This is a genomic window from Hymenobacter sp. FMD4, from assembly GCF_058932745.1.
Genome location: NZ_JBZYWH010000002.1, coordinates 386,777 through 405,358, shown reverse-complemented (window position 1 = coordinate 405,358; position 18,582 = coordinate 386,777). Strand labels below are relative to the sequence as shown.

19 protein-coding genes are annotated in these 18,582 nt (G+C 56.4%); 9 read left to right on the top strand and 10 right to left on the bottom strand.

The features are described 5' to 3' along the window. Positions 1–2 precede the first annotated feature (2 nt). A complete protein-coding gene (locus AC5FXY_RS03730) occupies positions 3–2,432 on the bottom strand; it encodes a TonB-dependent receptor (RefSeq protein ID WP_493555287.1) in 2,430 nt (809 codons plus the stop codon). A gap of 466 nt (positions 2,433–2,898) precedes the next feature. Here AC5FXY_RS03730 and AC5FXY_RS03725 point away from each other — a divergent pair, with 466 nt between their 5' ends. Next, positions 2,899–6,012, top strand: coding sequence for a lantibiotic dehydratase (locus AC5FXY_RS03725; protein WP_493555286.1), 3,114 nt, complete (start codon positions 2,899–2,901; stop codon positions 6,010–6,012). Here the strand turns inward: AC5FXY_RS03725 and AC5FXY_RS03720 are convergent. Together AC5FXY_RS03720 and AC5FXY_RS03715 are read right to left on the bottom strand one after the other, a co-directional pair. Next, positions 5,993–6,724 carry a LytR/AlgR family response regulator transcription factor gene (locus AC5FXY_RS03720; protein WP_493555285.1) on the bottom strand — a complete coding sequence of 244 codons (732 nt, stop codon included), beginning with the start codon at positions 6,722–6,724 and terminating at the stop codon, positions 5,993–5,995. The two genes, AC5FXY_RS03725 and AC5FXY_RS03720, sit on opposite strands and share 20 nt — an antisense overlap. A 3-nt stretch (positions 6,725–6,727) precedes the next feature. Beyond that, a complete protein-coding gene (locus AC5FXY_RS03715) occupies positions 6,728–7,780 on the bottom strand; it encodes a sensor histidine kinase (protein WP_493555284.1) in 1,053 nt (350 codons plus the stop codon). Between the two features lie 198 nt (positions 7,781–7,978). On the opposite strand from AC5FXY_RS03715, the gene AC5FXY_RS03710 reads away from it, so the two are divergent. From AC5FXY_RS03710 to AC5FXY_RS03700, 3 genes are all read left to right on the top strand, one after another. Further along, a complete protein-coding gene (locus AC5FXY_RS03710) occupies positions 7,979–8,131 on the top strand; it encodes a hypothetical protein (RefSeq protein ID WP_493555283.1) in 153 nt (50 codons plus the stop codon). Positions 8,132–8,497: 366 nt separating this feature from the next. After that, positions 8,498–9,487 (top strand): lanthionine synthetase LanC family protein, encoded by a 990-nt coding sequence (locus AC5FXY_RS03705; protein WP_493555282.1) that lies wholly within the window; start codon positions 8,498–8,500, stop codon positions 9,485–9,487. A gap of 427 nt (positions 9,488–9,914) precedes the next feature. Continuing rightward, the gene (locus tag AC5FXY_RS03700) at positions 9,915–10,301 is read left to right on the top strand and encodes a hypothetical protein (RefSeq protein WP_493555281.1); all 387 of its coding nucleotides are present in this window, start codon (positions 9,915–9,917) and stop codon (positions 10,299–10,301) included. Positions 10,302–10,516: 215 nt separating this feature from the next. Here AC5FXY_RS03700 and AC5FXY_RS03695 read toward each other — a convergent pair whose 3' ends face one another. Further along, positions 10,517–10,975 carry a hypothetical protein gene (locus AC5FXY_RS03695; protein WP_493555280.1) on the bottom strand — a complete coding sequence of 153 codons (459 nt, stop codon included), beginning with the start codon at positions 10,973–10,975 and terminating at the stop codon, positions 10,517–10,519. 295 nt (positions 10,976–11,270) lie between these two features. Between AC5FXY_RS03695 and AC5FXY_RS03690 the strand changes: the two genes are divergently transcribed. Then, complete coding sequence (locus AC5FXY_RS03690; protein ID WP_493555279.1) at positions 11,271–11,453, top strand: hypothetical protein; 183 nt, start codon at positions 11,271–11,273, stop codon at positions 11,451–11,453. Positions 11,454–11,607: 154 nt separating this feature from the next. On the opposite strand, the gene aspA is transcribed toward AC5FXY_RS03690, so the two are convergent. From aspA to AC5FXY_RS03675, 3 genes are all read right to left on the bottom strand, one after another. Next, on the bottom strand, positions 11,608–13,014 hold the full coding sequence (aspA, locus tag AC5FXY_RS03685) for an aspartate ammonia-lyase (protein WP_493555278.1): 1,407 nt from the start codon (positions 13,012–13,014) through the stop codon (positions 11,608–11,610). A gap of 160 nt (positions 13,015–13,174) precedes the next feature. Beyond that, positions 13,175–13,474 carry a hypothetical protein gene (locus tag AC5FXY_RS03680; protein ID WP_493555277.1) on the bottom strand — a complete coding sequence of 100 codons (300 nt, stop codon included), beginning with the start codon at positions 13,472–13,474 and terminating at the stop codon, positions 13,175–13,177. 338 nt (positions 13,475–13,812) lie between these two features. Then, positions 13,813–14,088, bottom strand: a complete 276-nt coding sequence (locus AC5FXY_RS03675) for a hypothetical protein (protein ID WP_493555276.1) — start codon at positions 14,086–14,088, stop codon at positions 13,813–13,815. A gap of 277 nt (positions 14,089–14,365) precedes the next feature. On the opposite strand from AC5FXY_RS03675, the gene AC5FXY_RS03670 reads away from it, so the two are divergent. After that, the gene (locus AC5FXY_RS03670) at positions 14,366–14,959 is read left to right on the top strand and encodes a DUF4269 domain-containing protein (RefSeq protein ID WP_493555275.1); all 594 of its coding nucleotides are present in this window, start codon (positions 14,366–14,368) and stop codon (positions 14,957–14,959) included. Here the strand turns inward: AC5FXY_RS03670 and AC5FXY_RS03665 are convergent. After that, complete coding sequence (locus AC5FXY_RS03665; RefSeq protein WP_493555274.1) at positions 14,934–15,398, bottom strand: hypothetical protein; 465 nt, start codon at positions 15,396–15,398, stop codon at positions 14,934–14,936. The two genes, AC5FXY_RS03670 and AC5FXY_RS03665, sit on opposite strands and share 26 nt — an antisense overlap. Positions 15,399–15,612: 214 nt before the next feature. Between AC5FXY_RS03665 and AC5FXY_RS03660 the strand changes: the two genes are divergently transcribed. Beyond that, the gene (locus tag AC5FXY_RS03660) at positions 15,613–16,017 is read left to right on the top strand and encodes an NUDIX hydrolase (protein WP_493555273.1); all 405 of its coding nucleotides are present in this window, start codon (positions 15,613–15,615) and stop codon (positions 16,015–16,017) included. A 7-nt stretch (positions 16,018–16,024) separates the two neighbouring features. On the opposite strand, the gene AC5FXY_RS03655 is transcribed toward AC5FXY_RS03660, so the two are convergent. Next, positions 16,025–16,285: a hypothetical protein gene (locus AC5FXY_RS03655; protein ID WP_493555272.1), complete on the bottom strand. Its 261-nt coding sequence runs from the start codon at positions 16,283–16,285 to the stop codon at positions 16,025–16,027. A 177-nt stretch (positions 16,286–16,462) separates the two neighbouring features. Between AC5FXY_RS03655 and AC5FXY_RS03650 the strand changes: the two genes are divergently transcribed. Both AC5FXY_RS03650 and AC5FXY_RS03645 read left to right on the top strand, forming a co-directional pair. Further along, positions 16,463–17,053, top strand: coding sequence for a hypothetical protein (locus tag AC5FXY_RS03650; RefSeq protein WP_493555271.1), 591 nt, complete (start codon positions 16,463–16,465; stop codon positions 17,051–17,053). A gap of 61 nt (positions 17,054–17,114) precedes the next feature. Beyond that, positions 17,115–17,687, top strand: coding sequence for a hypothetical protein (locus AC5FXY_RS03645; RefSeq protein WP_493555270.1), 573 nt, complete (start codon positions 17,115–17,117; stop codon positions 17,685–17,687). An 11-nt stretch (positions 17,688–17,698) separates the two neighbouring features. Here AC5FXY_RS03645 and AC5FXY_RS03640 read toward each other — a convergent pair whose 3' ends face one another. After that, complete coding sequence (locus tag AC5FXY_RS03640) at positions 17,699–18,469, bottom strand: PPK2 family polyphosphate kinase (protein ID WP_493555269.1); 771 nt, start codon at positions 18,467–18,469, stop codon at positions 17,699–17,701. Positions 18,470–18,582 lie beyond the last annotated feature (113 nt).

The following is an 18,582-nucleotide window of genomic DNA, read 5'->3' as shown; positions in this document are numbered from 1 at the left end:
TATTATTGATTGGTGTCCATGCGGGATTTTTCGCTTTCGATGCCGGTCCGCCGGCTCTTGCTGGGCTTCACTTTCTTGTTGCCGAACTTGTAAGAGAAGTTGAGGCGAACGAAGCGGCTCTCCAGTTTCTCGTAGTTGTAGGCGTTGACCCCATCGGCGCGCAGATTAAAGCGCCGGTTTTGCAGGTTGAGCGGGTCCGCCACGTTCAGCGTAAGGGTGCCGGCATCCTTGAGGATGGACTTCGATACCCCGATGCTGCCGCCGTACTGCGAGCGGAAGGAATACACGCCAAAGGCCAGGGGCGAGTAGTAGAAGGCAAAGATTTCAGCCTTGTAGCCCTTGGCTAGGCGCAGCGTATTGTTGCTGGAGAGGTACCAGCCCACGCGGGCTTGGTTGAGCAAGGGCGCAGTCGGGGTGTGGTAGCGGACGTACATGGCCCCAACCGAATTTACCGTCGTCCACTTGTTGGTCATCAGCTGCTTTACCAGGCTCATGCTGCCATCCGCCGTGGTGGCGCGCTGCAGGTTGGCATCGGAGCCGATGATGGCGTTTGTGGCGGGGTCGCGGCGGTACACCTCGGCAAGCACATTGGTATGGCGGCCGTAGCTCAAGGACGTGGACAGCTCGTTGTTGTAGCTGTGGGTCAGCGTAAAATTGTCGGATAAGGAGGGGCGGATGTTGGGGTTGCCCTGGTAAAAGGAATACGGACTGAGGTAGGTAATAAAGGGATTGACGATGTCGAACCGGAACCGGTCGATTTTGCGCCGGTAGGCAATGCCCCACTGCTGCTTGTCCGACTTGTTGTAGTTCAGCGAAAGAGAGGGGAACAGGTTCAGGTAGTCGCGCCGGTTGACCTGGTTGAGCGTCAGCGACTCGCCCTCGGTGTTGGTGTGCTCCGCCCGCAGGCCCAGCTGCAGGTCCACCTTTTTCACCGACTTGCTGAAGTTGACGTAAGCCGCGTTGATGTGCTCTTGGTAAACGAAGTGGTTGGTGCGGCGGGCGTCGTTTAGCCAACCGGCGGAGCCTTCGTACAGCTCCCAGCGAATGTCGTTGTCGGTGGTGGTGCGGATAGATTTCAACCCGGCCTCCAGAGTCGCTTTTTTGCCGAAGGGCCGCGAATAGTCGGCCGTGAACGACACCACCTGGTTCTGGGCCGGCGAGTTGGTACGCAGCGCTTCCGTGATGGCGCTTCCGGCCCGGTAATCATAGCCCTGGTTGAAGTAGTCCTCGGCAAAGTGCTTCCCAAAGGAGAAGTAGTCGACGTTGAGCTTAAGCTCGGCCCCGGCCGAATCCAGCACCGCCCGATAATACAGGTTCACCGAGGGGTTGAGGATACGCGCGCCACCGGTGGTAAGCAGCGTGTTGGTGGCCAGGGGCGGGCCTGTGAGTACGGCCGCGGCAGAGTTTGTTTCTCGTTCCCGGTCGCGGTAGTTGAGCGCGCCTCTCACCAGCACGCCTACCGAATGGCGCTTGTTCAGGTCAAGATCGAGGCCCAGGCGAGCATTGTTGTTGTTGCGCTCCAGCGCCTGGTAGCTTTCTTCCTGAATGCGCGTCTCCTGACCGATGATGCGGTCGGCGGTGGTGCGGGTATATTGCCGGGTGCGCAGGTAGTCGTAGCCGCCGTACACGTTCAGCTTGTCGCGGCGGTGGTTTAAGCTCAGGCCGCCGTTGTAGCGGGCATACCGTCCCACTCCCGCGCCGGCATTCACGCTGCCGTTGGTACCGAATGCTGTGCTTTTCTTCGTGACGATGTTGATGACGGCTCCACCCTGCGCATCATATTTGGCGGAGGGATTGAGGAGTATCTCCACTTTGTCCAGGCTATTGGCGGGCATGCCGGCGAGCAGATCGGCCAGGTCCGAGCCACCCAGGTTGGTCAGCTTGCCATCCAGCAGCACCAGTGCCGATTTGCCCCGTACCACATAGCGGCCATTCTGGTCTATCACGCCCGGCGCCCGGGACAAAACCTCCGAGGCGGTGCCGCCAGCGGCAATCGGACTTTCGGCTACGTTGAGGATAACCTTGTCGGCCCGCTGCTCAATGAACGGCTTGTTGCCTACCACTGTAACTCCTTTGAGCAGCTTTTGGTCTGGAACCAGAATAATGGCGAGGTTATTATTAGCAGCCGAATTATTATTTACCGCAACTGAATCTATTCGGACATTTTTATATCCCAAGTACATTCCGATTAAGTAATAATCACCATCTGCTAATCCAGTGAAATTAAATCCACCTTTATCATTTGTCATGGTATTCAGCACAAATGATGGATCGGAATATTTCTTTACAACGATGGTGGCAAAAGCTAAGGGCTGACGGGTTACGCTGTCACTCACAGTCCCAGCCAAAGCAGTGACAGCTTGGCCATTGGAAATGTGGGCGCCGGTACAGGCAGCTGCCACAAGCAATGTTTTGGCTAGTTGGTCTTTCATGGCGTCAGAGCTTATTGGATGATGCAAACTTATTTTTTGCTGCCGCGGCCTCCTATTTTTTTACACCAACCAGCATTTTCTAAGGACGAAACCAAAAATGCTATTTATACCAGCTAGTCGGTGTAATTATTTGGATTTTGCTGCGCTGATGATTCAAACATATAAAGCCCTTTTAGCTACCACAAAATCATTACACTAACCCCGCTTATCTAAGGACCAACAAGCCAAAACCGCTGTATCAACCGTGCTGTATCCTCACAGGAAAAGAGGGGGCATAGGTAGCCGAAAGCCAATCATTGCGAGTTCCGGAGATTTAGTCCAACTTGTTGCCAAGCTTACCCCCTCCTAGTAGTTGCTAACCGGTAATTACCAGGAGGTATACCCGCCTCTTGCCCGCCTCATACCTATTGCTCCATGCGTTCGATTCTTACTCCGGCTTTCGTCCGGGCCTTCCCCCGTTCTTTGCATGAAGCACATCTACCATTTTCACCCTCACTTGATTTTGCGCACACCGCTGCGCCCTTTTAATCAGCACATCACCGCGGAAGAAATCGATAGAAGCCTTGGTGATGCAGCGTTTTTGGAAGCCTTGTATCTGGCTTCGCCCGCGTTACATGAGGAATGCCAGCGGTGGCAGCAGGGCGAAGTCACCGATGCCCGGCGAATAGCCCGGCTGCGTAGCGCCGTTGTCCGCTATTACACGCGCATGTCCAGCCGCTGCACGCCGTTCGGGCTGTTTGCTGGCTGCAGCGTCTTGAGTTGGGGGGCAGAGCACCACGGTGCGCTACTGCCGCAGCACCGCCGCCGGCACACCCGGCTGGATATGCATTACCTCTGCAGCTTGGCCCAGCACCTGGCCGGGCACGAATACATTCGGCAGCGGTTGCGCTACTGGCCCAACAGCACCTGGTACCGGCTCGGGGATGAAATTCGCTACATCGAATACCACTACCAGCAAGGCAAACGCATCCACCAGATCAGCTCCCTCGATGCCTCTGATCATATAGAACAGGTGCTGGAGGCGTGCGCCAATGGCCGCCCTTACGCCGAATTGCTGGACTTGCTGGCCGAGACAGAAGCCGAGCGGGAGGAGGCCATGGTTTTTGTGGATGCGCTTATCGAAGCCCAGGTGCTGGTCAGTGAACTGGAACCAACGGTAACCGGACCAGAGTTCCTTACGCACATTCAGCGGGTGGTAGCCCGTCTGCTGGCTGAGCGCCCGCATCCAGACCTTGAGACTATTGAGCAGGCGTTGGCCACGGCGCAGTCACAGCTTGCCGAGCTGGACCGGCAGCCGGCAAACCCGGCTACGCACTACCACCGCATCATGCAGACGCTCCGCCCGCTGGGCGTAGCGCTGGATGCCGATAAGCTTTTTCAGACGGATGCCGTGCCGGGTCTGAGCCCGGAGGCTAGCTTTGGGCAATCCACCCAAGCAACTCTGCTACAAGTCCTAGAGGCTTTGACTCGACTTGCCCCGGCTTACCGCAACCCGCGCCTGGAAGAGTTTAAGCAGCAATTTCACGCCCGCTACGAAGAGCAAGAAGTACCTTTGCTGGAGGTGCTGGATACGGAAAGTGGCATTGCCTACTCTGATTTTGGCAAAAGCAGCTACTCGCCCTTGGTGCACGATTTGGAGCTAAGTGGGGCGGGGCATCCCGTGCGGTCCACTCGCCAGGATGCTGTACAACAACTACTAGAGCATAAGCTGCGCACTGCCGAGCGCAGTCAGCAATACACGGTTGAAATTACACCGGAGGACTTGAGGGACTTAGCACCGGTAAGTGCACCGCTACCGGCTTCTCTTAGCATTATGTTCCGGCCGTTAAGCCAGGGATGGGTGCTGCTCGACAGCGTAGGCGGTTCCAGCGCCGTAAACCTATTGGCCCGCTTTGCCCACGCCGAGCCCCGCATCGAGCAGATAGTGCTCGATATCAGCGCTCAGGAACAGGCGACGAATCCAGGCATAGCTTTCGCGGAACTCTGCCACCTGCCGGCTAGCCGCCTGGGTAATATTCTACAACGCCCTTGCCTACGAGAGCTGGAAATTGCTTATCTCGCCCAGTCGGGCTTGCCTGCTCAAGGGCAGATCAAGATGCAGGATTTAACTCTTCGCCTCCGGGACGGGCAGCTCGAGCTACGCTCACGGCTGACGCGGCAGCGGATCATTCCCCGCCTGAGCACGGCACACAACTACTCCAACCAAGCCCTACCGGTCTATGAGTTTCTGTGTGATCTGCAGCACCAAGGCTTGCAGCCGCATCTGAAGTTCGGCTGGGACTCAGCGGCGCTGGCCGCGCCTTTCCTGCCCCGGTTAACATACCAACAGGTAGTGCTGGAAGCGGCCAGCTGGCACTTAACCCAAGCAGACTTGCAGCCTCTCCTGAGCAGTAGCCCGGCGCAGCTGCCGTCCTGCTTCCAGCAGCTGCGCACCCGTTGGCAGCTGCCCCGGTATTTCACCTTGGCCGACGGCGACAACGAGTTACTGGTTGACGCCGAAAACCCCTTACTGGTAAGCACCTGGCTGGAAAGCATTCGTGGGCGCCCGTCTATCAAGTTGAAAGAGTTTCTGTTCGATCCGGCGGCGAGTATCGTGCGCGATGAGGCGGGGCAGCCTTACCCCGCTCAGTTAATTGCGCTGCTGATCCGCAACACGCCCTGTTACCCCGAACAGCACAACTCCAGCCCGGTAAGTGTCGCGGTGCCCACTGTGCGACGCAATTTCTCCCTTGGCTCAGAGTGGGTGTATCAAAAGCTGTACTGCGGCCCCAAAATGGCAGATCGGATTTTGCGCGAATCCGTCCAGCCCCTAACGGAGCGGCTCCTGCGCGACGGGCTGATCGACAAATGGTTTTTTGTTCGCTACAACGACCCGGCCTATCACCTGCGGCTGCGCTTTCACTTGCCCAACGTGCAGCGCATCGGAGAGGTGGTTCAACTAATGCGGGATTATCTGGAACCCTGCCTAGAGCGCGGCTACGTCTGGAAGGCCCAAACCGACACCTACCGCCGGGAACTGGAGCGCTACGGCCGGAGCACCATAGAGCTAACGGAAAGCTTATTTTTCTACCAGAGCACGGCCTGCCTGCAGCAATTGGCGCAAGCGGCAGAGGAAGAGCACCTACCGGCCTGGCTGTCGGGCCTGCAGGCTGTGGACGAGTTGCTCAATGCTTTTGACCTGAACCTGGGCCATAAGTTGGAGCTGCTGCGCGGGCTCAAGGATTCCTTCGCCGCCGAATTCGGTATGGATAAGGCCCTAAAGCAGCAGCTGAACGCCAAGTACCGGGACCACCGTGCCGACATTCAGCACGCATTGGATAGCGTAGCGGAAGAAGCTGGCGCGCAATTGCCGCTCGAGGAATTACGTCGCCTGGCAGCCGCCATTCGGCAGCGGCTGAATGACCACCCCGGGGAAGTAAGCCTGGGCCAACTGCTCCCCTCCTATATCCATATGCTGCTGAACCGGCTGATACCCGCCGATGCACGATTACACGAGCTGGTGCTGTACGATTTTCTGTTCCGGCACTACGATTCCTGCCTAGCCCGACGTAAGGTTCCGGCTACTTCTTGCCACCCATAACTTTCTCCTGCAGGGCATCGAAAAACGCGCTGCGGTACGTGTCCCCCAGTGGCACGTACGCTTTCATATCCTTGAATAAGATCTGGTTGCCGTCCAAGGCCCGGATCTTATCCAAGGATACGATGTAGGATTTGTGCACGCGCATGAAGTTTTTGCCCGGCAGCCGTTCCTCTAGGTCCTTGATGTTGAGCAGGGTAACGATTCGCTCATCGATAGTATTGATGGATACATAATTTTTCATGCCCTCGACGAAGACAATCTCATCGAAGTTGACCTTGGTCATCTTGCCCTTGCTCTCCGTTTTGACGAAGATGTAGTCGTCCGGCTTTTCCACCGGCTGCCAGCGCGGGGAAGGTTCGATGGAGACATTCAACGCTTTTTGGGCGGCTTTTAAAAACCGCTCGAAGGCAATCGGCTTAAGTAAGTAATCAATGGCCTCCAGCTCAAATCCCTCCACGGCAAATTCGCTGTATGCTGTGGTCAGAACCACCTTCGTCTTGCCCTGAATCAACCGCATAAGGTCCATGCCGGAAAGCTGCGGCATGTGAATATCCAGAAACAGCAAATCAATGGGCTGATTTCGCAGAATTGTTAATGCCTCCAGTGGATTGGTGGTACTGCCCGCCAAAGTTAGGAAGGGCGTTTTGCCAACAAACGTGCGCAGGATGTCAATTGCGCCTTGTTCATCATCCACTATCAGGCAAGAAATCATAGATCAGAGCTCTAGCGTTAGGTTACAAGTATACTGGTCTTGTTCATCTATCAGCTGCAGGCTATAGCGGTCGGGGTACATTAATTTTAACCGACGCTCGGTGTTTACCAGGCCAATCCCGGTGCTTTTCTCCTTAGGACCTGTTCGTTTCTTGTTGCTGGTTTGAAAAGTGAGCTGATTCTGCTGCACCTGCAGACGAATAGACAACGGGTGAGCGGCATCGGCTAGCTCGCCGTGCTTAAAGCAGTTCTCGACGAAGGTGATTAGCACCAATGGCATAATCATCAGGTATTGGATATGGCCCGTTACCAGAAACTCTACCTGCAGCTGGTTGTTGAAACGCAGCTGGTTGAGGGCAATGTAGTTTTGTAGGTGCTGCACTTCTTGCGCAAGCATCACCTTGCCGTTGTTATCCTCGTGCAGGGCATAGCGCATCGTATCCGACAGTAGCAGAATGCCCTTGGCTGCGTTTTCAGAGTGAGGATATACCTGCGCGTACAGAAAATTAAGCGAGTTGAACAGAAAGTGGGGATTGATCTGGCTTTTCAAGAAGGCTAGATTGGCTTCCATCAGGCTTTTCTCCACAGCCCGCAGCTGCTCTTCCTGCTCCCGCCTTTGCTTCTCCAGCCTGATTGCATTGCGGGCAAACCAATACCCGGCACTGACCAACAGGAAAAAAGTGCCCCGGTACACGGATTGCACCCAGAACCGCTCATAAGAAAGAACGGAGCGCGGAGCCCAGCCCAGCGCCGGAGCCAAGTGAAGATACAGCTCGCTCCGGAGTAACGCGTAGCCACAAAGCAGCAGCAAAGCCAGCAAAGCATACAGCAAATAGCTGCGCCGGGAGGTGAGCTTGGGCAGCAGCACCTCACTATTGGTATAAAATAATGCTGCGTTGAGCAGGTAGTTCAGAAAGACCGAGAGCGGCTCGAAGTTCGTGCTGCCCGAAATCAGGATAACCGACTGCTCATAAATGGCAAAGCCAACCCAGGTTAAGAGGTGCTTGAGTGCGAATCTGGGCTCAACAGGTCTACGGAGTTGATTATCGCTTTGCATTAGGCGAAAATAGCGGTGTTGCTACGCGCAAGTTGCTATTTATTGCCCAAGCTTCCCGGCCAGGACCCTACAAGGTCTGTTGGTCCCGACGATCGGCGAGTTGGTGTAAAACTTTTCCACGTGCTACTGCCTTGGGATACGTTTGTTTCAAGCAGCGCGAGTTAGCGGCGACTGCCTCACCTCAACTTCCCTACTCCTATGAAAAACCTCAACGCCTCCTCCAAATTCAAATTCACCAAAACTGTTGTTACCCGCTTCTCACAGCCGCATACGAGCAAGCGTTTGGGCAGCAGCTCCATCCTCGATACAGCTACGGGCACCAGCATTATTGCCGCCGTTCTTACTGCTTAACAACCGCAACCGCTGCTACGCCCATGGCCGGTTAGTAGGGCCATGGGCGTAGCAGCGGTTGTGGCCATTTACGTGCGAGTCCGCCTGCTTTTGTCATTTCTCATTCACATGTCAACAGCAAATGCCGTCATGAGAAGGACCGATTACACTGTTTTACACTTCCCGGCTGGCGGGCCCTTATCCGAAACTTTGCTAGAATCCAGTACTTACAAGAGCGTGGCAGAGAGCTGGCAGGCGGTGCATCAGCAACTGCTTTTAGGCTTACGCGCAGGATTGGCCCCAGAGGATCTTCCTGATTACTCGCTCTATTCTTATTGCGTTTATAAAGCTTTTGGGCAAGAGCAGGATGCTGTTTTAGCCCAGTGCTTGTTTCAACAGCTTATCGAGCAATGTGGCCTGCTGACAGGCCGCAACCAGTGGAAACTCCTGCAGCTGCAACAAAGCTGCACGGCTGCGTGGCTGAACACGCAATTACCCGCCGCCGACCTGCTGGTAGCACCCGCTGCTACGGTGTTGGCGACCCTAGACCACACCATGCTGCAGGAAGGTTTGCGCTTGGGTTCCACGTCTGACCAGCAAACCCGGGAACAATTACTGTGGGTACTGCGCTACCTGCGCTTGCGCCTGCCCCAACCGTCGGCTGAGCACGCCCTGCAGCAAATCTTGTCCTCATCGGGCAATATCCTTTCCCTACGTTTTTTCGGCAGCCGGGACTTCGAAACGACGCAACCGCTCCCCTTAGGAGCAATGGATGGGCTAACGGCTGAATTGCTGATGCTAATCAAGCTAGCGCAACTGGGTGTGCAGGAACCTACCATCAGGCAGCGCATACGCGTCGGCATTCAGCACCTGTTAAGCGTGAAGCGCGAAGTAGATTTTCAGGAGCAGAAGTACTCCGTATTTCCGGTGCAAGCGCATGGTCACTCCCGCGAAGCAACGTTCAGTGCCACGTTGAGCTGGCGCAACGGGGATCTTGGCCATGCCTTGCTGCTGTACGAAGCCCACGAACTGCTACAGGATGCAGAGCTAGCCAAAATAGCGGAGTTGGTAGGGCTAAACACGTTGTTACGCACCAGCACTGCGGCGACGGAGCTAAACAGTTCGCAGCTTTACGATGGAACGGCGGGTGTTGCGCACTTGTACCGCAAGCTGCACCTGCTTAGCGGCCATAACGCTTACTGTTCAGGCTACGAACGTTGGCTGCTCCAAACCCAACACTGGCTGGGTTTGGAGCAGCCAGCCAGTGTAGTGCGCTTACAGAATGGAGGGCTGCTGCAAGGATTAACTGGCGTGGCCCTGGTGCTCTTGGAAGCGTTAAGCCCGGCTGAATTAGACTGGGATGCCGTTGTGCTGTAAAAGTTAGTGCCTTCCTATTTGGGCAGTTCAGGCCGCTGTGATGGGGTCAGGTCATTTACCCGCTGCCGATAGTGTGCAAGCATTGTTTGATTCGCCAGGCCTTGCGCCAGGAAATTCACCCATAACATAAATGGGTGTATCACAATAGCATACCCCAAGCCTGTGCTGGAAGCATCCATGCCTCGCTAAATGCCAAACCAGCGTTTAGGAGCACATTCTACTTATTCCACTTGTGACGTGCCGGGGTTGTTCAGCCTGCACGAAACCAGTCTATCTTTCTGATTATCAGCGCCAGCCACATTATCATGTGAAACCACCCAGGCAACGGTCAGTAGTAATTTAGCGCCTACTAAACCAAACGCCTGCTCCTCACCACGCAGGTGCCCAAAGCGCAGTTTCGACCCACAACCCTCCATACAACCTCACTATGAAAACGCTCCTGCAAAACACCCCCCGCCTCCTGCTGTTGACCGCCTGTGCTGGCCTTGGCTTTGCCCGCCCGGCCCTGGCTCAATCAACACCCGCCGCTCCCGTGTACATCGATAAAGTAGCCGACTTCACTTACGTGGTGCGCGTCAGCAACCCGGCCCTCAAGCAAAGCACCGTGCAACTGGTGCGCCTGCGCGATGGCAACGTGCTGTTTCAAGGCAACAGCGCCCAGCCTTCTTACGGAGAGAAGATCAACGTCCGAAACCTCCCCGACGGCCAGTATGCTTTTGTGGTAAAAGTGGGCTCCCAAACGCACCGCTACGCCCTGGACCTGCAAACCACCCGCACCACCCTGCTGAGCACTGCCTCCATGGCCATGAAGTAAGCATCCTTAATTCCCTGCTTGCAGCGCCTTCGTCGGACCGACGAAGGCGCTGTTTTTTTCGGCTTAAGTAAGGCGGTGCTCTATAAGCTGCAGCCCGCTAAAAATTGCTCTATTCACCTGCGCCAGCCGGTACGGGCACTTACTGCCCCGCCCAAGCAAAAGGCCCGCGCAAATGCGCGGGCCTTTCAGCTACTGATACTCGTCGAGCCTATTGGTTAGAGTGCTGCAGTAGTAGCAACCGTTCGGCCGAGACGCATCTTTACAGCCCGTACGGCCACCGGCTGCTCCTGGCCATCTTGCACTTGTACCACGTAGCGGTACTGCTCGGCTCCCACTTTCATCACCAATGCGTAACGCCCCTGCGGCAAGTCGCGGAAGTTGAACCGGTGTCCGTAGAGCGCGTCGTTGTAGCAATGATCAAACAGCGTTTGCCCGCTCCCGAGGCTGATGACTTGCACCCGAGCCGCTTGCTGCATGGGGTTCTGCACGCGCACCCGCAGGCTGTAATCGTCCGCTTTTTCTATTTGCGGCAGCGGTTGCTCCGGCATGGGACGAGCAACTGCAGCCGCCGAGCTAAAAGTGAGTAGTCCAAGCAAGGCCAGGGAAGCCAAGCGCGAAGCTGTGGCGGAGACAAATGTGGAGGTGCTGTGGAGGAAAGCGGGGTAAGTTTTCATGACTGAGAAGAGAAAAAGGGGTTGAGGTATCATGTATCTGCCGCTTGCAACTGCACACAGGCTTTACGCCAGTCACTGAGCTTACGGGGCCGATTCAACTTCCGAATCAAAAGCCTTGGGTGTGCGCTTTTGAACAAATCCGGAATACAGCCGCCTCATTATTTCCAATCCCGTGCCATTAAAGCAATTCCTTGTATATCAGCATATTACATCCACAACACCTCACTTCCTTCCAACATAATCAGTCCAAATTTGGACATCTGTCCATTTTCGAGCATAGGTCCGAATAAAGTCGATGAATACCGTCGAAAACCAGCAGCATAGATATTTCATCAAGCACGTGCGGGTTGCCCCCAGTGCCGTGTGCAAAGACGACACCACGCTCAGTACGTTTTTCCTTAGGAAGGGCGTGTACAAACAGAAGCTGAACCTGACTCAAAAGCAGGATAATGTGCACCTAATGGCCGAAGCAGTTTAATTCCCAGCCAGTTACTCTTTACATGCTCGCTTACGCCCTATGTGACTGGGAGCCCACGCTGCAAAAAGAGTAGAAGCTCCGAGCACTCCGTTGCAAAAGCGGCCCCGGCGCAGAGTGCACCGGGGCCGCCGTTTTAGTATCAGCAGATAGCATTTTACTGGATATAGTGCGGCCGAATCAGGTTTTCAAACGTGAAGATTTCATCCCATTTGGCCTGCGAAAGCAGCTTCCGCTCGGCCACGGCTATCTGGTACACCGATTTGCCAGTGCGCAAGGCCTCTTTGGCTACTTCGGCAGCGGTTTCGTAGCCCACCACGGGGTTTAGCTGCGTCACGATGCCCACGCTGTTGCGCACCAGTTGCTCGGCGTGATGGGCATTGGCCGTGATGCCTACCACGCACTTCTCGCGCAGGGTATGGCAGGCACGCGTGAGGTAGGAAATGCTGGTGAAGAGCGCGAAGGAAATAACCGGCTCCATCACGTTTAGCTGCAGCTGCCCGGCCTCGGCGGCCATGGTCACCGTGAGGTCGGCCCCGATAACGTAAAACGCTGTCTGGTTTACCACTTCGGGCACCACGGGATTAACCTTGCCGGGCATGATGCTGGAGCCGGGCTGCAGCGGCGGCAGGTTGATTTCGTTGATACCGGTGCGCGGTCCAGAAGAAAGCAGGCGCAGGTCGTTGCAGATCTTGGAGAGCTTCACGGCCGTGCGCTTCAGCACGCCGGAAAGCTGCACGTAGGCACCGGTGTCGTACGTGGCCTCGATCAGGTCGCCGGCCAGTACCAGCTCCAGCCCCGTAATGTGGCGCAGGTGCTCGGTCACCAACTCAGCGTAGCCCGTAGGGGCATTTACGCGCGTCCCAATGGCGGTGGCACCCATGTTGATTTCGCTGATGAGGTTGCGGCTGTCTTCGATGCGCAGCAGCTCCTCGCGGATGTTGGTGGCAAAGGCCTTAAACTCGTCGCCCATGCTCATGGGTACGGCGTCTTGCAATTGGGTGCGGCCCATCTTGAGCACGTTGCGAAACTCCAGGCCTTTGTCGGCAAAGGCATCGGCCAGCTCACCCAGCGCTTGGCTGTAGCCGACTAGCTTGTTGCTGAGCGCAATACGAAAAGCCGTGGGGTATGCGTCATTGGTCGATTGCGAACAGTTGACGTGGTTGTTGGGGTGGCAGAACTCGTACTGACCCTTCTGCTTGCCCATGATTTCCAAGGCCACGTTGGCAATAACCTCGTTGGCGTTCATATTCACCGATGTGCCAGCGCCCCCCTGAATCATATCAGTGAGAAACTGGTCGTTTAGCTCACCAGCAGCCACCCGGTCGCAGGCCTGCGCAATGCAGTCGGCGATGTATGGATCTAGTACGCCCAAGTCTCGGTTGGCCAGGGCAGCTGCTTTTTTCACGTACGCCAACGACTGTACAAACAGCGGCTCAGCATGCAGAGGTATCCCGGTGATGTTGAAATTTTCGAGGGCCCGAAGGGTTTGGATGCCATAATAGACGTCGGCGGGAATGGCGCGTTCACCAAGAAAATCGTGTTCAATCCGGGAAGTGGGCATAGGTAACTGGTCGGTGTGAGACTACTTCTACGCAAAGGTCGGAATCTGGGCGCAAAGGCTGAGGTCGGCCCGCAAGCCGACCATTCCGGCCCGAAACACACAACCGCCGCACTTTCCCAGGGAAAGTGCGGCGGTTGTGTGTTTCCAATTAGGTTAAACCCTACTTGTTGCGCGTGGGCTTATCTACGGTGATGATGCCTTGGCGCGGCTTGGCTTTGTAAGCCATTTTGAGCTTGCGCTTGGTACGCCGGCGGGCGCCCCAGCGGCTGATGTGAGCAAAGGGGCCACGCTTACGACGGCTGTTGCCTTTATAACGCTTATAACTGGGCCCGGGCACTCGCGGCTTGGAAAATGCCTCCGCAGTAGAAAGCACCTCACTGGCAGCAGGAGCGGCAACCACCGCATCAGGCTCCATAAATGCAAATAATCCGCAGAAAAAAAGCAGTAGAAGTTTACGCATGATCAATAAGATTAAAGCTTGTTTTCAAAAGATGTGAGGCATGTTAATTCCCAATAAAATACCAAGCAGGAAGACCCTTACAGGCTTTTTGGGGAGTAACGACTTCAAATTGTAATCAAATATTTATTTTTGCAAAATATAACATAATTAAATTTTTCGGCCAACCTCATCAGCTATTCAAAACCAGCAATAAGTCAAATTTTGCTGTTTTCTATCCACCTAGCTTCGTTAAGCAAACCTCCCCTGAATAAAAACAGCCGCATCCTCTCAAAGAGAAGATGCGGCTGCCAGAAGAACCGGCGTTGGTACTTAACAGAATGCCGGCTGGGGGTATCGATTTAGTTACGCACCGGCGGCTCGACGGTGATAACACCACGACGCGGGGCTGGCTTCTTGCTTGCTTTCTTGGCTTTCATCCGGCGGAAAATGTTCCGGCGGTATTTCCGGCGGCTGTTGCCACGGTACTTTTTGTAGCGCGGCCGCGGGATGTTCGCGTCGACGGCAAGCTCGGCCTCGGCAGTGGTAGCTGAGCTGCTCGCAGCGTCTGCCAAGGCCGTTTCTGAAACGGTCAGGGCAAGCAGGCTGCCGCACAACAGAAGCAGTAGTTTGTTCATAGGGGGAAGGAGGAGTAACGGGTGTATCGGGTAAAGGCGCAGACAGCTACAAGGCAATATTGTCCTATTTAGATGCTTCGCGAACCTAAGTTACGAGTAATTACCTAGGAAAGATGACAATCGGTAGCCAGCCCTGCCTCGTTAGGCAACGTCAATCAACTGATTAATACCGCTAAACCCCGTGAAGAATGCGTTTACAATTACCTACGAGCCAGTTGCCGATCGAATCGGCAGACCTTAAACTGTCCTTCTGATTCCTATCTTACTTTTACCTGACATGTCCAATTGGCAAGACCACTCCTACCTGCAAAGGGGTACCGCCCGGCAGCAAGCGGCATATTCGGCCTTGCAGGACTTGGGCATCTTGGCCACGCTCCGGCGCTACCGTCCCGTACTGGCCGGGACCATTCCACTGGCCATTGATATAGAAACCAGCGACCTGGACTTACTATGCGAAGTGCCGCCCGGGCAGGAAGCAGCCTTCACCAACTTGCTGAGCATTCATTACGAGCAACTGCCGGCTTTCACTTTGTCGCACCTATTCGTCGACGGGTTAGCTACGGTGTTGTGCCGGTTTAGCAGCCACGGATTCGATTGGGAGATTTTTGGGCAGGCCCGAGCAGTCGAAGCCCAGACCGCTTACCGACACATGGAGGTAGAGCATCGGTTGCTTCGGGCTGGTGGCGCCCCCTTACGAGCAGCCGTGCTGGCCCTCAAACAGCAAGGCGTGAAAACCGAACCCGCCTTTGCCAAGTTGCTGCAATTGCCCGGCAATGCGTACCAAGCCCTGTTGACGTTGGAAACACACCCCCTAGCGGAGCTACAGGCGCTGATCAGCCGGCATGCTACTGGGTGGGTCCGCTCGGGCTGATGGTCCGCCCATCAGCTGCGGTCAACTGCTGTAGCAACAGCCAGTCCCACGCAGCTTGTTCAGTAGTGAAATAGGCCATCTGGAAGGGCTGGCCCACGTACTGCTCGGCCGTCGGGACCAGACTAGTGGTAACCAGTTCCTGCTCCAGATCAGGCCCCAGCAGGTAGCTCAGGTATACGTTGCCTCCCAATTGCATGGGCAGCTGCGGAAAAAAGTCATCCATTAGCCACTGCACCATATCCATGGTTACACGCGGCCGCCGCCGAATATCCATCAGCCAATGCCGGCACTCCAGCTGCCGGGCCGCACTCAAAAACGCTTGGTAGCCAAGCCGGGACGCTTCCTCCGAAATCGGATTCAGCCAGCGGCCTACCAGGATGCGCTTGTCTTGGCGGTACATGAGCTCCAAATATGGCGGAGCAGGCAAGGAGGTAAACATAAATGGGGAGAGGGCAGAGGAGCCGCGCCACTCAGCTGCAATACGGTCAACTCAGTGCATAGCGCACCGAAACTGACACCAAGCCTTTGTGCAGCAGACTGGGGCATGGCTACAAAAGTGAGCATAACAACCGAGCTTATCTTGCATTGCCCAATAATTAACGGCGGACTTCGTCGCCTAGCTTTTACCACGGCAAACCTCACTACTCTATCTCATGGCCATCATCGATAAAATAGCCTGGCTGCTGCTCGACGCCCAGGGCCAAGTACTCAGCACACGCAGCCGCGGCAAAGACCGGTACTACTTCCCGGGCGGCAAGCGCGAAACCGGCGAAACCGACGCTCAAACATTGCTGCGCGAGATAAAAGAAGAGCTGACGGTGGACTTGCTACCCGATAGCCTGCTGCACTTGGGCACATTTGAGGCGCAGGCCCACGGCCACGCCTCCGGGGTACTGGTGCGCATGACCTGCTACCAAGCTGAGTACTGCGGTACGCTGCAGCCCGCGGCCGAAATCGAGGAAGTAACCTGGCTGCGTTACCGCCACCGGGCGCAGGTGTCGCCCGTCGATCAGTTGATTTTTGACTGGCTGAAGGAGCGCGGCTTGCTGGCCGATTAAAGGTGGCTCAGGCCCGCGTGACTTTGCCTTTAAGGTCCCAGTGACTGGCCGCCACTTCCTGGCTGCCGGGCCGGCGCTTGATGGTGCGCACATACCGCTCGCCGCTGATGGCCCCATCGGGCCGGCGCTGGCCGATGAAAAGCGTGACCGGCTCGCCGTGCTCATTGGTTACGAAGGTGATGTCAAGACCTTTGAACCGGTCGTGGAGGGTGGAGGAGGGCTCGTAGATCTTGCTGAGCTTCTCGGCGAGTTGGGAATGCAGGGGCATAGCAAGCAGGAAATTGGCTATGTGGCTGTACGGCGGGCGCAGCACCGAGGGTTTACTTATTGATGCACGTGCATTGGAGCGAGCGGCCACTCACATCATTATGTGATGACGGCAACTCGGCAGTTGGCACCGTTTCTGAAATGAGCGTTGCCACACACATCGTGCACTTCTGCAGCTATGAACAAACCCTTCCTCCTCCTGCTCCCGGCCATTGCCCTGCTGGCCTCCTGCTCCAAAGAAAACGTAAAGCCGACGCCCGCGCCCGACCCGGCGCCGGAACTGGCCTACAGCCGCTCGTTTGACTTCACGGCCAACAGCACCCGGCTCGACACGGCCTACGCAGCCAGCGCCCTCAAAAGCCACGCGCACCTCGACAACCAAGAGTTCATTTTGAGCCTGCAGCCGGCTTCCGGCAAGGAGTACCTGAATTTCCGCATTCGCCGCGGGCAGTTGGCTACCTTCTTCGTCAGCTCGTACCCGCTCGATACCAACACCGGCCTGGCTTCCACGCGCTACCTCTATCAGTACCAAGCGACCAATTCGGGCGGCAGCTACGCGATACTCGATACCGATAGCACTCCTACTCGCGGTACGCTGACCATTACCGGCTACGATGCCAAGCGCGACCTGATCAGCGGCACGTACACGGCGGAATTTCCTAACGCCTACGACCCGACCCGACGCTCCATTAACCTCAGCCAGGTACGCCGCTGCAACGTGACGCTTACCGGCACCTTCCAAAACGTAAAAGTTTTGCGCGCCGAATAAGTCCAATCTACCCCCAAATAGCAACTAACGCACACGCGTCAGCCACTTTTTCCTTACTGCTATGAACAAACCCTTCCTCCTCCTACTACCAGCTGCGGCCCTGCTCGCTTCCTGCTCCAAAGAACCAGTAGCACCCGCCCCTAACGCAGAACTGGGCTTCAGCCGCACGTTCAACTACCTCGGCACCGGTCTCCAGCGCGACACCACGTACGCCCCCGATGCCCTCCGGAGTCATTCCCACATCGATCCGCATGCGTTCATCTTGGACATCCAGCCAACCTCCAGCCGGGAATACCTAAATTTTCGCATCAAGCGCGACCAATTGCCCACCACGTTGGTCGGCACGTACTCGCTCGACAACACGGGCATCGTCGATACCCGCTACCTCTACAGGTTCCCGAACACCCGCACGGGGGCCGTGGGCAATGTGGTAGACAATGAGTCTGCAGCCACGCGCGGCACGCTCACCATCACCAGCTACGACCCCAACCGCGACTTGCTGACGGGCACCTACGAAGTGCGTTTTGCGGCCGTGACCGATCCTGCCGAGGCCTCCCTGAGCCCCAGCCAAGTGCGCCGCTGCGACGTGGTGCTTTCGGGCTCCTTCCGCAATGTGAAGCTGGAGCGGCCGTAAGCCCGCAGCGGCTATTTCGGACGTAGATACTTGGAGGCCGGAAATTGCGGGTCGAGGTGGCGAAGGGCGTCGCGGAGGGTGCAAGCCACCACGTAAGCTTTGTACCAGTTCTGATCCGACGGCACAATGTGCCACGGGCAGCTGGCCGGGCTGCAATGCTGGAACACATCGGCGTAGGCAGCGCGGAATGGCGGCCATTTGCTGGCATTTTCCTCGTCGCCGGGCTCGTACTTCCAATGCTTATCGGGGTCCTGCACACGCTCCAGCAGCCGGGCGCGCTGCTCCTCTTCCGATACGTGCAGGTAAAACTTCAGCACCGTGGTACCGGCCTGCTGCAACAGCTCCTCAAAAGCGTTGATGGCGGCAAAGCGCTGGTGCGCCTGTTCGTCATCGATGAGGCCCTTTACCCGGGTCACGAGCACGTCTTCGTAGTGCGAGCGGTTGAAGACGTGAATCATGCCCTTGGGCGGGGTTTGGGCGTGTATCCGCCACAAAAAATCGTGGGCCCGCTCCAGGGTGGAAGGCACCTTAAACGAATGCACCCGCACACCCTGCGGGTTGAGGCCGCTGAATACGCGCCGGATCAGCCCGTCTTTGCCGCTGGCATCCATACCCTGCAATATGACCAGCACGCTGCGGCAGTTTTCGGCGTAGAGGCGCTCTTGCAGCTCCACGAGTTCCGTGCGGATGCGCTTCATTTCCCGCACCGTCGGGGCTTTGTGCAGGTGGTCCGGGGCCCGGGTTGGCAGCTGAGTAAAATCGGGAGGGACAGTTCCAGGCATAGGGCTTTCGTTTAAAGCATGACACGCTGCTACCTACTTACGTAGTCGTGCCGGCGGTGGCCGGCGGGCCACAGTAGGCTCTACTCGGCCTCGCAGCAAAACGGCCCGCACTG

Bases quoted from the DNA above. Each gene is read 5' to 3' on its own strand.
- AC5FXY_RS03730 (WP_493555287.1), bottom strand. From the start codon at position 2,432: ATGAAAGACCAACTAGCCAAAACATTGCTTGTGGCAGCTGCCTGTACC.
- AC5FXY_RS03725 (WP_493555286.1), top strand. From the start codon at position 2,899: ATGAAGCACATCTACCATTTTCACCCTCACTTGATTTTGCGCACACCG.
- AC5FXY_RS03720 (WP_493555285.1), bottom strand. From the start codon at position 6,724: ATGATTTCTTGCCTGATAGTGGATGATGAACAAGGCGCAATTGACATC.
- AC5FXY_RS03715 (WP_493555284.1), bottom strand. From the start codon at position 7,780: ATGCAAAGCGATAATCAACTCCGTAGACCTGTTGAGCCCAGATTCGCA.
- AC5FXY_RS03710 (WP_493555283.1), top strand. From the start codon at position 7,979: ATGAAAAACCTCAACGCCTCCTCCAAATTCAAATTCACCAAAACTGTT.
- AC5FXY_RS03700 (WP_493555281.1), top strand. From the start codon at position 9,915: ATGAAAACGCTCCTGCAAAACACCCCCCGCCTCCTGCTGTTGACCGCC.
- AC5FXY_RS03695 (WP_493555280.1), bottom strand. From the start codon at position 10,975: ATGAAAACTTACCCCGCTTTCCTCCACAGCACCTCCACATTTGTCTCC.
- AC5FXY_RS03690 (WP_493555279.1), top strand. From the start codon at position 11,271: ATGAATACCGTCGAAAACCAGCAGCATAGATATTTCATCAAGCACGTG.
- aspA (WP_493555278.1), bottom strand. From the start codon at position 13,014: ATGCCCACTTCCCGGATTGAACACGATTTTCTTGGTGAACGCGCCATT.
- AC5FXY_RS03680 (WP_493555277.1), bottom strand. From the start codon at position 13,474: ATGCGTAAACTTCTACTGCTTTTTTTCTGCGGATTATTTGCATTTATG.
- AC5FXY_RS03675 (WP_493555276.1), bottom strand. From the start codon at position 14,088: ATGAACAAACTACTGCTTCTGTTGTGCGGCAGCCTGCTTGCCCTGACC.
- AC5FXY_RS03670 (WP_493555275.1), top strand. From the start codon at position 14,366: ATGTCCAATTGGCAAGACCACTCCTACCTGCAAAGGGGTACCGCCCGG.
- AC5FXY_RS03665 (WP_493555274.1), bottom strand. From the start codon at position 15,398: ATGTTTACCTCCTTGCCTGCTCCGCCATATTTGGAGCTCATGTACCGC.
- AC5FXY_RS03660 (WP_493555273.1), top strand. From the start codon at position 15,613: ATGGCCATCATCGATAAAATAGCCTGGCTGCTGCTCGACGCCCAGGGC.
- AC5FXY_RS03655 (WP_493555272.1), bottom strand. From the start codon at position 16,285: ATGCCCCTGCATTCCCAACTCGCCGAGAAGCTCAGCAAGATCTACGAG.
- AC5FXY_RS03650 (WP_493555271.1), top strand. From the start codon at position 16,463: ATGAACAAACCCTTCCTCCTCCTGCTCCCGGCCATTGCCCTGCTGGCC.
- AC5FXY_RS03645 (WP_493555270.1), top strand. From the start codon at position 17,115: ATGAACAAACCCTTCCTCCTCCTACTACCAGCTGCGGCCCTGCTCGCT.
- AC5FXY_RS03640 (WP_493555269.1), bottom strand. From the start codon at position 18,469: ATGCCTGGAACTGTCCCTCCCGATTTTACTCAGCTGCCAACCCGGGCC.